Here is a 12,712-nt window from a genome sequence, read left to right on the forward strand (position 1 = left end):
CGGCGCAATGGCGCCAGCAACCAGGATGCCAACCGAAACCACCTACGCGCACCGCGAGCCTGTGTCTCCGCACCCGCAATCGGCCAGTTCTACATACCTCATCATGCGGTGCTGACCGACCTCGGCGCCGTAGATATTGCCGGCCGCATCCGCCGCAACACCCTCGGCTCCGCTCGTGATGTCGCTGTGCTCTACCGGGTCGGGAATCAACGCCCAGACGGTGCCGTCTATTGCGCTGCCGATGCGGATGCCACGTTTCCAACCGTTATGGGCATCGGTTGCCGACTCAGACTCCGAATCGGCGACATAGATGACATCGTTGGTGATGTAGATGCCGCTGGGCCGGCTGAACTGCGTCCACTGGTCGATGAAGTGCCCATTCTGATCGAAGATCTGGATGCGGTTGTTGTTGCGGTCACCGACGAACAGTCGGCCGGTCGAATCCATCGCGATGGCGTGTGGCGTGTCGAACTCGCCGGGACCGGTGCCCTTGCGACCCCATTGCTTGACAAATTTGCCGCTGCTGTCGAACTTCACGATGCGTGCATTGGTGTCTCCCCCATGCCCGTCCGCAACGAAGATGTCACCGTTGGGTGCGGTCACCACGGCAGAGGGTGAATTGAATTCGTTCTCGCCGCAACCCGGCACACCGGCCGTCCCGAGTGTCAGCAACAGCTGGCCGTCCGGACTGAATTTCAGTACCTGGTGTCCCTGGCCGCCGTAGCCGAGCACATCGGCAACCCAGACATTGCCCTCGCGATCGACGTGGATGCCGTGCGGAAACACCAGCATCCCGGCGCCAAAGCTCCCCAACAACTTTCCGTTCGTGTCGAACTTCAGGATCGGATCGAGCGCCGATCCAACGCAGGCAAAGGGCACGCCGGGTGGGATCCGATCAGGTGGGCGTGTTTCCCCGCAACGCTCGGCGACCCATACCGTGCTGCCGTCGGGATCGATAGCAACGGCGCTTGACGAACCCCAGATGCGTCCGTCCGGCAACTCACCCCAATTCTCAGTAGCCCGATATGGATTCGGCAATAAATTGGTGGGAGCCGCCGCAGCGACCGGAGATTTCAACGCCATCGGTTGGTGCGAGGACTCGCCAACACAATAGAGCGAGTGGTTGCAGAACGCCATATCGGGTACTCCAAGTGGACTGCTAACGAATTTTCTAGAGTAGAAGCTCGCCGCTACAATTGCGTGGCCATACTCGCAATCTGTCGCTTCAATGTGCGCCATCATATTTGCTGAGCCAACACCAGCAGTCGGCAACATCGACTACTTTTGTGCATCAGCGCCCTCCAATGCAACAAACAATTCGCAGGCACGTAAATGGAGTTTATCCGTGGAATGGTCTGGGACAATGGACATGCTGCTGAAGCGCGGCCCCCAATATCCGTGCAGAATGCACAGCATCGTCGCCGAGCGTAACGGCACTGCGAAAAGTCGAGCCCGAAATCGCAGTGGCGTTACGCTCGCGGCACAAGGGGCCTATCGGCCGGTCTTTGGCCCAATGTCGGAGACCTGCCAGCCGTCACCGACCTTGTTGACGGTGATTTGCAACAGGATGAGCGACACCCGCGGCTTAGGGTTCTGTAGGTTGCGAGTGGTCTGGGCGGCCGACACCACCACCTGGTACACCTGGCCGGGCTGGACGACGGCATCGGTCGCGAGCACCTCACCGGTGGAGGTGACCTGCGCCTGCAGCATGACGCCTTTAAGAATGTCGGTGGCATTGACGTACTTGTCTTTGAGTGCCTGGGAGACACCGCCCTCCACGGATCGGAAGAAGGCATCCGGATCCTCGAAGCTATAGGTGAGTGACTTCAGCGCGTAATCCTTGGCGAGCTTGGCCGCGGCGTCGCGATCAGATTCTGCCCGCCGCAGAGCCGCCAATTCATCGGCGACGCTGCTGTATTCGTGAAACCCGAACACTCCGCCGCCGATGGCCGCCGCAGAGGCAACAACCGCAACCCACCGCCATGGCTTCCTGGATCGCGTCTCGGGATCCGCTGTTACCTCAACCAATTCAGTGTCGTCGATGCTGTCGATTGTCATGCTCGATCCTTCACTCTTGGTGCCCCTCTGGCACATTCACCCGCACACGCAGTCCACCGGCGTCATTGAAGGTCGACTCCCAGAAATCCAGCCAGTGCCCGGCGTTGACCTTGAATCCCCGCAGCGGCGCGGTTGCCGGCTCCAGGACCGTGGCGAAGGTACTCAGCGGTCCGGACAACATGTCGACGTACTCACCGAGGTTGGCAACCAACGTCGGGATCGGAGCGCCCGGTGCAAAGGCTCCGTCGCCGGCGCGTGTGTACTCATCGGTGTCGCGGACCAGCTTGGTCAACGCCAACACCGCGCCCGGCAGTAGCGTGCCGGCCTCGCTAAGCATCGTGCCGGCGTGCAGCTCGTCTAGATCGGCAGTCAGCGTCGAGACGTTGCCGAAGAGGGTCGCGAGCAGTTGCCGGTTTTCCCACTCCGTCTTGGCGACCGAACCAGCCGCTGTGGCCAACGAGTCCAGGGTGTCGTCATTGCCGGCGAACGCCTGCGAGACTTCTGCGACGATGGTCCGGACGTAAGTCGGATTGAGCGCCGAGAGCAGCGCGTTGGCTCTGGCCAGCAGGTCGCTCACGGTGACGGCGCGAGCGACTCGGTCGGCGGGAATTATCGCACCGTCGCTGAAGTACGGCGGCGCAATGTGTTTCGGCCTGAAGTCGATGTATTGCTCGCCGACCAGGGAGAGGTTTTGCACGCTGATGACGCTGTCGGCGGGAACCGGATGAGCCCGGTCAAGGTCGATCGCCACCTTCAGTCCCGTCGCGGTGGTGCGGATTCCCGTCACCCGGCCGACCTGGATGCCACGCATCGTCACCTGCGATGTGGGCAACAGCCCGCCCGAGTCGTCCAACAGGAGCGTCAACCGGGTCGCCTTTTCGCTGGGATCCATGTTCAGGACACCGAGCGACAGATAGCCCGCACCAAGTACCGTCATGACCGCCAGGATCACCAAAGTGGTTGTGGCATTGACCTTCACGGGAGCATCCCCATCGTCCGCATCGCCGAGATCGCCTGGTCAGCCTTGGCTCCGGGATCAACCGAAACGCTGAATTTCGGTCCGCCATTGCCGAAGAACGGGATGAGTTTGTCGCGGATCAGCCCGACCAGCTTGTCGGCAATGACCGGCATCGTGGTGTCCGCAGTCGCCACGGATCCAACCAAAGGTGTGATGTAGGACAGCATCTGAATGAGGTCCGGCGCATTGGGCGCTAGCAGTTGCCCGCCGCTGCGGCCGAGGTCCTGGAAATCGACGACGAGCTCGATAATGTCGGGTAGCACGCCGGCCATCGCCTCAAGCTTGCCCGGGCCTTCGGTAATCAGCCGGTCGAACACCCCAGTGTTGGTGATCAGGCTTCGGCTGACATCCGCTGCACTGGACAGGATTTCGTCGATGGTGTCCTGGTTCGCTGCCAGGTCGTGCAGCACCGTCGCCAATTTCCGCCGGATCCGGTCCTGTTCGGCGGGGTCTTTCGGAAACGCCTTGTTGAAATTGATCACCGCGTCTTGCAGGGTGTTCAGCGACCCGCCGGCAACCAGATTCGACACTCCCCGCAAGATGTCCTCGACATTGTCGGCCGGTGCGGTGTTGCGCAACGGAATGGTGTCGCCGTCGTGCAGTGGCGTCGGTGCCGGGCTGTCCGGTGGCAGCAGCGCAATATAGATGTCGCCCAGGACAGTTGCCTGACGCAGCTCGGCTCGGGTGTCCCGCGGCAGCTTGACGCTCCCGGACACATCGACGTAGGCGACGGCGGTGCTGCCGATCAGCTGAACCCGGTCCAGGACACCCACCCGTACCCCGCCGAAGTCCACCTTGGCTCTGGCGGGCAGGTTCAGCACACTCGAAAATTCGATCTTGATGGTGTACTTGTCGCCCGGGACATAGGAACCGGGTACCGGCAACCGGGTCGGATCCAGCGAACAGGCCGCCGTTAGGCCAACCACCACGGCACCGAGCAGCGCCGCGATCGATCGTCGGGTCATGGCAGGGCCGCCCCGAGGATGAGATCGGTCAGGCCCAGCGTGACCGGATCGGAAGCTGTGCCGGGTGCGCACGCCTGCTGAGACCCGGGGGTGTTGTGTTCCCGCAGAACGCTACAGAGGGCGCTAGCCTGCGACGGTGAAATCGCCACTTGCGGGGGGAGATACGTGACGTTGTGGGTTCCCCACGCCGGCTCGTATTTCGAGGCGAGCCAGTTTGTCACCGGCGGCAAGGCATTGATGGCACCGATGATCTGCGGGGTGAAGGCGTTGAGGACATCCCTGATCCAGGGGATCAGCTTGTCGGTGATGTTGTGATACACCCGCGGCGCAAACCGATTCAGCGCCTCGACGAGGATCGGCAGCGAATGTGCGAGGTGGTGCAGCGCCGACCCGAACCCATCGGCCAGACCCTCGATCATTCTGAGGCTGTCCGGCAGCGTTTGCAGCACGGTGGCGACGGTGTCCCAGTTCTGCAGCAGTGTTGAGGTGAGGATTTCGCCGTTCTCGATGAGCTGCCGATAGTCGGCGTCGGCCTGGTGGGGGTCGCCGATGATGGCGACCAGGTCCCGCAGTGCCTGATTGAGCTGTGGTCCGGTGCCCTCCAGCGAGCGACTTGCCGCTTGGAGGCTGTCGTTAATGGCTTGGGCGCCTGGCGAATGCGACGGGTCCGCTTCGGATCCCAGGATTGCATTGGCGAGCTTGTCGACGGCAGCGAAGGTCTCGCTGACACCGATCGGAGTCTTGGTGGATGCGAGTCTGATGCACTGCGAGCCGGTGAACTTGGGGCCACTGGCGTAGGGCTTCGTGAGTTCGACATGCCGGTCGGTCACGATCGACTGCGAATAGGTGACCGCCCTGACGTCGGCCGGCAGCTCGAGATCCTTGGACACGGTGAAGTCGACCTGGACGTGATCGGGCTGGTTGGTGACCGCGGTTACCGATCCGACCTCGATGCCTAGCAGCTGCACCTTGTTGCCCGGGTAAAGCCCCACCGCGTCGGCGAATTCCGCGCACAGTGCCCGGGTGTTGTTGAACTTGGGCAGCACCACCTTGCCGCCGATCACACCAGCGGTCGCAACGCCCGCGGCTACGGCGACGACAATCATGATGCGCTTCTTCGTCATATCAGCAGTGCCTCATGATGTTTGGCAGACAGAGATTCTGACCGGCCACCGATCGGTGGCTCTCGTCGAGTACGACACCGTTTCCGCTGAGCATCGGGCCCACGATGCTGAGGATCTGTCCGAGGCCCTCAGCGGCCCGGCCGATGCGATCGGGATGGGTAAACAGGGTGTCGACCATGTCGTCGATACCGTTGAGTGAGGGTGCGACCTCTCGGTTGTTGAACGTCATGATGCGGTCTACGATGCGGGTCAGTTCGCTTAACAGGGTGAAGAACTCGACGATGTCGACGGACTTTGCGGTGTAGCGTTGCCCGACCCGCGCGAACTGTTCGATCAACTCCACAAGCTGCTTGCGACCCGCGGCCAGCGCACCGGTGGAATTGTTGACGAAGTCCAGCCCGCGATGCAGGTCGTCGGTCATCCTGCTCAACAGCCTGGTCAATTCCGTAGCGGACTGCACGATATCCCGCACCGCATTGGGATATTTGTTAGCGGCATTGGCGACCTCGGTAAAGGTGTCGTGGATGACCTGGCCGTTGACCTCTTTGAGAAACGGCGTGATCTCCTGGATCATGTCGCTGCCCTCGAACGGCGATTTCACGCGCTGCGGCGGAATCACACCGTGGCCCAACGGTATTCCGCCCTGCGGATCGAGCGCCACATAATGACCACCCAGTGGGGTCAGCAGCTTGATCTCAAGGGTGGAAAGCGCACCGACGACCACCGACCGCTTGACATCGAACTTTATTTCGACGACGGTCCGGTTCAGCCGGACGCTGGTGACCTTCCCGACCGGGACGCCGGCGATGCGCACTTCGTCGCCGGAGCGCACACCGCCGGAGGCGGCGGCGTTTGCGGTGTAGCTGGCCTGTCCGGTCGGGTTGAGGTAGGCCAGCCCGGTCGTCGCCAGCACAGCGAAGACGACGATGATTCCGACGACCCCGAGCCGACGGCTGCGTGTCGCCGCGGCGCGCTCATCGAGCACCCGATGGTATCTGCCCAAGACCATTACTCGCACACCACCAAATCCTGTTGTGCGAACGAAACTTCGCCGATTCCCGGGAGACGGACTTGACCACGGGAGCAGGTGAAGGCCGCGGTCTCCTGCTGATCGTCGATGAGCGAGTCGCGCAGCCCCTGAATCAGCGACGGCACCAGGGACAGGCCGGCGATGATGGTTGGCGTCTGCGGAAACATCCGGCTCGTCAGGTCATAGAGCGGCACGGTCGATCCGTCAAAGGTGCGTTCGGCGTGTTGCAGGATGTGCACCAGGCTTCGTAGCAAAGGCAGTTCGATGTCGATCGAGGCGCGAAACTCGTCGGCCTTGGACGTAAACTTGGTCAGCAGCTGGTTCAACGTGGCGATGAGATGGAACAGCTGCCGCGATTTGCCGCCCAGGTCGCGTGAAATCTCGCCGAGATTGCGGATCAGCACGGTGATGGCGGCCTGACGGTTGACGGCGAACTTGGAGATGGCGTCCAGATCGTGCAACACCGGGCCGAGCCCGGTGTCGTCGCCTTGAATCAGCCGCAATAGGTTCTCGCCGAACTGGTTAAGCTGGGCCGGGTCGAGCGTGGCGAATACCGGACGGAACCCATTGAACAGCTTGGTGATATCGAATGACGGGACCGTCTGCCCGATCGGGATGGTGGCCCCCGCGGCCAGCCGTTCGCCCGTCGCAGCCGGTTGCACCAGTTCCACGTAGCGCTGACCCAGCAGGTTCTGAAAGCGCACGGCGGCAACGGTATTCCGGTACAAAGGGTGCTCGTTGAGTGCACTGAAGGCGACCTTGGCAGTGCGGCCGTCGAGACGAATGGCCTCGACCTTGCCCACTTGCACACCGGAAATGCGGACGTCGTTGCCGATGTCAAGACCCGAAACATCGGTGAAGGTTGCCGTGTAATGCGTGACCGGGCCGTTGACCGGGCTACGCAGGGCGGTGACCACGATGATCGCGCAGACCGTGGCGATCGCCGTGAAAGCGGTCAGCCACAACACCGATCCCGACACCTTCCTCACCGGCCACCCCCGGGAGCTTGAAGGATGACCTCGGTGCGCATCCGGACCTCGCCGTCGATAACCGGAAAGGCGGCGCTGGTGCGATCGAGGAGGCCGGAAAGCCGGTCATAGGCCGGTGCCAGACTACCCACGGCGTACATGGCCGGGATCTCGATGTTCATGATCGCGTCGACCAGCTGGATGAGCCACGCGTTGTTGCGCACCGAAATCTGCCCGGCATCCCGCAACAGCCGACCGGTTTGGCGCATAACCAGATTCGTACGATCGACTCCGCCCGGTGCCACCAGCGGATCCAGTGCGTCGAGCAGATCGGGCGCCAACCCAAGCGCCGGTATGGCGGCGCTCAGGCCGTTCAAGAACGACGCTAGGACCGAAAGCGATTGGGAGACAGGCATGGTCTGGGAGTCGGCGAGGATCTTCGCGAGATCTAGCCCTGCCTTGGCCGCCGGCTCGACGATGTCGGCGTGGCGGCGCAGCACCTCGATGACGTGGTCGAATTCGGGTGTGTCCAGGATCCGGCTGATGCGTTGGCCCTGTCGCAGCAAGCCGGTAACCGACGCCGCCTCGGCGTCAGTGTGCAAAACCAGGGTCTGGTTCGCGGGCAACCGGGGGCCCCTGCCCTCGCTGACGAGTTCAACGGCCGCCGTGCCAAAGACATTCGACGACGTGAACCTGGCTATGGTGTCGGTAGTCAGCACCTTCGCTTGGCCCGGGTCGAGCAGCACCGTCATCGTCTGCCGGTGGTAGCCCGTCGATTCCAGCGTCTTGACCGAGCCGATGGCCAGCCCGTGGAACTTCACCTCCGCGCCGGGGGCCAAGCCTTCGCCGATCGTGTTGGCTACCACGGTCAGCTTGAACGTGTCGTCGTACTTGCCGGTGGCCGCCTGATACAAGGTGACGCCCATGATTGCCAGCACCACGGCCGCAATCAGGCCCCGGATTCTTAGCGCCGTTGAACTGGATGACCGCATGACCTACCCCGACAGCCGCAAGCCGGGGTTGTTGCCCCAAAACAGCAGTGTCAGCACCATGTCGGCGATGACGACGGTGATCAGGCTGGCGCGGATCGCTCGACCCGAGGCATGTCCGACGCCCTCGGGACCACCGCCGGCGTAGTAGCCCTCGTAACCGTGGATGGCGACGATGAGGGTCACGAAAATGATCGCCTTGATCACCGAGAACCCCACGTCCGACGGCTGGATGAACGAGTCGAAGTAGTGGTAATAGGTGCCCGAGGCTTGATGGAGGTTGACCACCAGCGCGCAGGACAGATAGCTCAACGCCAGGGCCAACAGATACAGCGGAATGATGGTGATCATCCCGGCGACGACGCGGGGGGTCACTACATATGGGATGGACGGGATCCCTTGGGCTTCAAGCGCATCGATTTCCTCTGCGATGCGCATTGCGCCGATCTCGGCGGTCATTCGGGTACCGGCTTGGGCTCCGAAGCCGATTGCCGCGATCATCGGGGCCATCTCCCGGGTGTTCGCATAGGCGGAGATAAACCCGGTCAATGGCCCCATCCCGACCATGTCCAAGACGGCGTACCCCTCGACCCCGACCGAACCCCCTATCGCGGCGCCCATGAACGCCAGCACGCCAATGGTGCCGCCACCTACGACCAGCGAACCGTTGCCCCAAATCATGTCGACCAAGATCGCTCCCGTCTGGCGCCGGTAGCGCGCGACGGTCCGCGGAATCGCGCCCAGCACCAAAGCCAGGAAGGTCGCCTGATGCCCGAGGCGCTCGAATAGCAAGCCGCCCCGGTCGCCGACCCGCAGAGTCGTCGCCAATCCGGGCGGCAGATGCCGCGAAGGTGTTGCCATCAGCCCACCTTCGTTGGCATGAACAGGGTGACAAATTCGGTGATCACCAGGTTGAGCACAAACACCGTGACCACCCCGAGGACGACGGCCGCGTTCACCCCGTCGGCCACGCCTCGCGGCCCGCCCTTGGTCTCCAGACCCCGTTGGCAGGCGATCAGTGTCACGATCACCCCGAAGAGCCACGTCTTCAGCAGCGCCACAACAACATCCGCGATCGTGGCGAAGGACCCGAACGACGCGATGTAGCTACCGGGGGTGCCGGACTGAAACCCCACATTGATCACGTAGCCCGCGGAGAGCCCCATGAAGACGATGAAGATGCACAACGCCGGCGACACCAAGACGATCGCCGCCAGCCGGGGCGTGACGAGTCGTTGCACCGGGTCGATACCCATGACGCGCAGCGCGTCGACCTCGTCGCGGATGCTGCGAGCGCCCAGGTCGGTGGTTATCGCCGCGCCGGCGGCGCCGCCCAGTAGTAATGCGGCGACGATTGGCGCGGCCTGACGGATGACGCCAAGGCCGCCGGCCGCACCGGAGATCGATGTCGCTCCCACCTGCTGGATGACGCTGCCCACCTGGACGGCGACGATCACCCCGAACGGGATGGATATCAGTAACGCCGGAATCGCCGTGACGCCGACGATGAACGAAGCCTGGTTGACGGTGTCCCGCCACGGGTGGCGCAGCCGGACTATGTCGGTGAACAGGTAGATAACGGACTGTGCGGCCAACTCGAAGAACCGGCCCAGCGTCTGCAACGATCCGTCGGCCTGTCGCACGACGTAGCGCCGCGATCTGGTGACCATGGCCACCAGCGGCCGGCCAATCGGTGACCTTTTGGGCCCGTCGTCTGCCGCCGACGCAGCCCAAGAATCTGGCTTTGTAAACAAAAGCGACATGGCGGTTCCCTTGATCACTTCGGTCCTTCACGCGTGATTTACGGATGGTATTGAGTTCGCAAAGAACCGCACCACACGTTATAGAACAGAGACTGGTTCGTTATCTACCCGTTATAGTTGTGGAACGTCAACATATTTGACAACTTAGCAGGTCAGCCGTGCGAATAGATCCTTGTAATGTAAAGGATCTTGACAATCGTCCGTAGCATCTTATTTCTCGACCAATTCGGCCCGAACAACCGACGCCGGGGTCTACGCTGCCGTACTTATTCATGAAACGGAGGTTGCAATCATGACGGAAATAGCCGCGGCTCTGGCGACATCAACGAGTGCGCTACGCAGCGAGTACGACGTCTTGATCCTCGGCTCGGGCTACGGCGGCGCCATCACCGCCGCACGACTCGGGGTCGCGAATGCCGCTGCCGGCGGCAAACTCAACATCGCCGTTTTAGAACGCGGCGCCGAGCATCCGACCGGCACCTTCCCGGAGAGTGAGACGGCCGCCGCGGCCGAACTTCGTTCACCCTTGAATCCCTTGGGGCTCATCGAGATTGAGCGATTCAAGACCATCGACGTGATCCACGCGAACGGCCTCGGGGGCACCTCGCTGATCAACTTCAATGTGGCGATCGTTCCCGATCGGGAAGTGTTCTCGTCGTGGCCGCGGGAGTTCCGCGAGCTCGTCGAGCAACAAACCGATGGTGTGGGCGGGCTGGCGGAATACTATGCGCGGGCGCGCCACATGCTCGGCGCGGTGCCTTACGCGGAGCATGTCCCGCTGCGCCGAGTGGAGGCATTCAGGCAGATCGCCAAAAACGCCGGCGCCCAGATGCAGGTCCTCGACATCACGGTCAGCACCGAGGATCGGGTGACCAAGTACGGCGTGCAGCGGCGCCGCTGCCCCAACCACGGCGGCGACGGTACCGGCGACAACACGGGTTCGAAGAACACCTTGATGACCAACTACCTACCGATGGCGGCGCACTTCGGCGTTCAGTTGTTCGCGGGCATCGAAGCTCAACGCATCGAACCGACAACCGACGGCGGCTGGCGGGTGATCACCCGTCGCACCGGCGCAGAAAAGGAGGTCGACGAGGTCCGCGAGATCGTCGTCACCGCCCGTCGCGTCGTGGTCTCCGCAGGCACCCTCGGCAGCAACGGAATCCTGCTGCGTTCGCGTCGGGCGGGACTGCCGCTGTCGACGCGGCTGGGCAAGAACTTCAGCGGCAACGGCGACAATTTCGGCATCGCTTACAACACCGACATGCAGACCGACACCCAAGCCTGGGCGACCACCGACGGGCCGCCCCGATCGGACCTTGGGTGCGGGCCCAGCATTACCGCCGTAATGCGTTTCGGCGCGGACCAATCCGACTTGCGCAAACGGTTCACCGTGCAGGACTTGTCGCTGCCCCGCGCGCTCATCGACGGCTTCCGCTTCGGGTTGATGGGGCTTGCCGCCACCAGCTATCGCGACTTCCGACGGGCCAAACTCGACCGGTGGCGTCGCGACATCATGTTCAACACCGACGGAGCGATGAACCACTCACTCGGATTCTTGATCATGTTGCACGACAACTCCGATGGCGAACTGGTGCTGCGCAAGAACGGGACGGTCAAGATCGACTGGCCGGGGGCGCCGACCGAGCGGATCTACCACGACGTCGACGCCGTCATGAAGCCGGCGGTCGAGGCCATCGGCGGGACCTACATGAAGAACCCGCGATGGGACAAGCGCCTCCTCGGCAAGCACCTGATCACCGCGCACCCGATGGGCGGCTGCGCCACCGCGGACAACGTCGACGCCGGCGTCGTCGACCACGCCGGACGAGTGTTCCGGCCCGACGGCGGCACGTACGACGGGCTTTATGTCTGCGACGCATCGGTGATCCCGCGCGCGATCGGGGTCAACCCATTCCTGACCATTTCGATGTTCGCCGAACGCACCGCCGAACTGCTGCGCGCCGAGCTTGGCCTGCCCGGCTACGATCCCGGCGTCGAGGCCGACGACCGGGTCTGAGCGGCTAGGTGCGCAGGGCGAAGAAACCGATCATCGCGTAGCGGTTGCGGGGGAGCCGGAAGAGAATCTTTCCCAGATACGTACCCGGCACGACCTCGACCAGCTCATCGCGGATGCTCCTGATGATCAGACGTGGGTTGTCGCCGACCTCGGCGTAGTCGATGACCATCACCTGCACGTCGGGATCGCGCTTGCCGGCGTCGCTATAGGTTTTGAAATCGAAGGCGAGTTTGCCGTCGGCGGCATCCTTCATCTTGTACAACGGCCACAACAGCTTTGACGGGAGCTCAGCCGTGGAGATCATGCGATTGTCGCCGGTGCGCTTCGCCGCGTCGAACCGCTTGCCCTGCCACGGCATCCACAGGCTGGTGACCAGGCGAACGGCCGCGTCCAGGACAGGGTTGATCGTCGTCATCACGAGGATACCGTTGGTCGGTCCGTCGAGGCTTGTCGGCGGCGTGCCGAGTCTGAAGATCGCGTTGAGTTGCGCGTCCGCCGCGGTGCGGTTCGACTTCGCCTGCTCCTTGAGGTCGACTATCCATTGCCAGGCTTCGTCCGCGGCATCGCGGTTTCGGAGATCGGAGACGCGAGATTCAGCGGTTTGGAGTGACATTTTCTTACCCTTATCTGTGGTCAGGAACTCCCAGATGTTAGCGCCGCAATACGTGCATCGGAATAGCTTTTTCTAAAAATGTTTGCGCAGCTCACAATGTCAAAATATTTGACAAATTGATTAACGACCGACCGCGCGCATAATTGCCCAGCAGACGCAAAAGC

The 12,712-nt window shown here is 62.6% G+C and carries 12 protein-coding genes; 1 reads left to right on the forward strand and 11 read right to left on the reverse strand.

The genetic code is table 11. The annotated features are described in order from the left end of the window. Positions 1-42: 42 nt before the first annotated feature. From AADZ78_RS24820 to AADZ78_RS24865, 10 genes are all read right to left on the reverse strand, one after another. A complete protein-coding gene (locus AADZ78_RS24820) occupies positions 43-1,275 on the reverse strand; it encodes a peptidyl-alpha-hydroxyglycine alpha-amidating lyase family protein (RefSeq protein WP_211286232.1) in 1,233 nt (410 codons plus the stop codon). A 216-nt stretch (positions 1,276-1,491) separates the two neighbouring features. Further along, positions 1,492-2,058, reverse strand: a complete 567-nt coding sequence (locus AADZ78_RS24825; protein WP_239655022.1) for a hypothetical protein — start codon at positions 2,056-2,058, stop codon at positions 1,492-1,494. 10 nt (positions 2,059-2,068) lie between these two features. Continuing rightward, entirely contained in the window at positions 2,069-3,037 is a 969-nt protein-coding gene (locus AADZ78_RS24830) for an MlaD family protein (RefSeq protein ID WP_085251163.1), read from the reverse strand. Further along, entirely contained in the window at positions 3,034-4,041 is a 1,008-nt protein-coding gene (locus tag AADZ78_RS24835) for an MlaD family protein (protein WP_085251164.1), read from the reverse strand. The genes AADZ78_RS24830 and AADZ78_RS24835 overlap by 4 nt, the downstream gene beginning before the upstream one ends. Beyond that, the gene (locus AADZ78_RS24840; protein WP_341343623.1) at positions 4,038-5,147 is read right to left on the reverse strand and encodes an MCE family protein; all 1,110 of its coding nucleotides are present in this window, start codon (positions 5,145-5,147) and stop codon (positions 4,038-4,040) included. The genes AADZ78_RS24835 and AADZ78_RS24840 overlap by 4 nt, the downstream gene beginning before the upstream one ends. 19 nt (positions 5,148-5,166) lie before the next feature. Further along, entirely contained in the window at positions 5,167-6,174 is a 1,008-nt protein-coding gene (locus AADZ78_RS24845) for an MlaD family protein (protein WP_085251166.1), read from the reverse strand. Further along, positions 6,174-7,184, reverse strand: coding sequence for an MlaD family protein (locus AADZ78_RS24850; protein WP_085251167.1), 1,011 nt, complete (start codon positions 7,182-7,184; stop codon positions 6,174-6,176). The genes AADZ78_RS24845 and AADZ78_RS24850 overlap by 1 nt, the downstream gene beginning before the upstream one ends. Then, positions 7,181-8,155 carry an MlaD family protein gene (locus AADZ78_RS24855; RefSeq protein ID WP_085251168.1) on the reverse strand — a complete coding sequence of 325 codons (975 nt, stop codon included), beginning with the start codon at positions 8,153-8,155 and terminating at the stop codon, positions 7,181-7,183. Before AADZ78_RS24855 ends, AADZ78_RS24850 begins: the two co-directional genes overlap by 4 nt. 3 nt (positions 8,156-8,158) lie before the next feature. Then, on the reverse strand, positions 8,159-9,013 hold the full coding sequence (locus tag AADZ78_RS24860; protein ID WP_085251169.1) for an MlaE family ABC transporter permease: 855 nt from the start codon (positions 9,011-9,013) through the stop codon (positions 8,159-8,161). Next, positions 9,013-9,822: an MlaE family ABC transporter permease gene (locus tag AADZ78_RS24865; protein WP_139828780.1), complete on the reverse strand. Its 810-nt coding sequence runs from the start codon at positions 9,820-9,822 to the stop codon at positions 9,013-9,015. The genes AADZ78_RS24860 and AADZ78_RS24865 overlap by 1 nt, the downstream gene beginning before the upstream one ends. Positions 9,823-10,207: 385 nt before the next feature. Here AADZ78_RS24865 and AADZ78_RS24870 point away from each other — a divergent pair, with 385 nt between their 5' ends. Further along, on the forward strand, positions 10,208-11,935 hold the full coding sequence (locus tag AADZ78_RS24870) for a GMC oxidoreductase (protein WP_085251170.1): 1,728 nt from the start codon (positions 10,208-10,210) through the stop codon (positions 11,933-11,935). Between the two features lie 4 nt (positions 11,936-11,939). Here the strand turns inward: AADZ78_RS24870 and AADZ78_RS24875 are convergent, their stop codons facing one another. Beyond that, positions 11,940-12,548, reverse strand: a complete 609-nt coding sequence (locus AADZ78_RS24875) for a hypothetical protein (protein ID WP_085251171.1) — start codon at positions 12,546-12,548, stop codon at positions 11,940-11,942. Positions 12,549-12,712: the final 164 nt, after the last annotated feature.

Origin of the sequence: Mycobacterium riyadhense (assembly GCF_963853645.1) — a bacterium.
GTDB lineage: Bacteria > Actinomycetota > Actinomycetes > Mycobacteriales > Mycobacteriaceae > Mycobacterium > Mycobacterium riyadhense.

Coding starts and splice junctions, on each gene's coding strand:
- AADZ78_RS24820 (WP_211286232.1), bottom strand. CDS start 1,275: ATGTTGCCGACTGCTGGTGTTGGCTCAGCAAATATGATGGCGCACATT.
- AADZ78_RS24845 (WP_085251166.1), bottom strand. CDS start 6,174: ATGGTCTTGGGCAGATACCATCGGGTGCTCGATGAGCGCGCCGCGGCG.
- AADZ78_RS24835 (WP_085251164.1), bottom strand. CDS start 4,041: ATGACCCGACGATCGATCGCGGCGCTGCTCGGTGCCGTGGTGGTTGGC.
- AADZ78_RS24860 (WP_085251169.1), bottom strand. CDS start 9,013: ATGGCAACACCTTCGCGGCATCTGCCGCCCGGATTGGCGACGACTCTG.
- AADZ78_RS24840 (WP_341343623.1), bottom strand. CDS start 5,147: ATGATTGTCGTCGCCGTAGCCGCGGGCGTTGCGACCGCTGGTGTGATC.
- AADZ78_RS24825 (WP_239655022.1), bottom strand. CDS start 2,058: ATGACAATCGACAGCATCGACGACACTGAATTGGTTGAGGTAACAGCG.
- AADZ78_RS24865 (WP_139828780.1), bottom strand. CDS start 9,822: ATGGTCACCAGATCGCGGCGCTACGTCGTGCGACAGGCCGACGGATCG.
- AADZ78_RS24875 (WP_085251171.1), bottom strand. CDS start 12,548: ATGTCACTCCAAACCGCTGAATCTCGCGTCTCCGATCTCCGAAACCGC.
- AADZ78_RS24870 (WP_085251170.1), top strand. CDS start 10,208: ATGACGGAAATAGCCGCGGCTCTGGCGACATCAACGAGTGCGCTACGC.
- AADZ78_RS24855 (WP_085251168.1), bottom strand. CDS start 8,155: ATGCGGTCATCCAGTTCAACGGCGCTAAGAATCCGGGGCCTGATTGCG.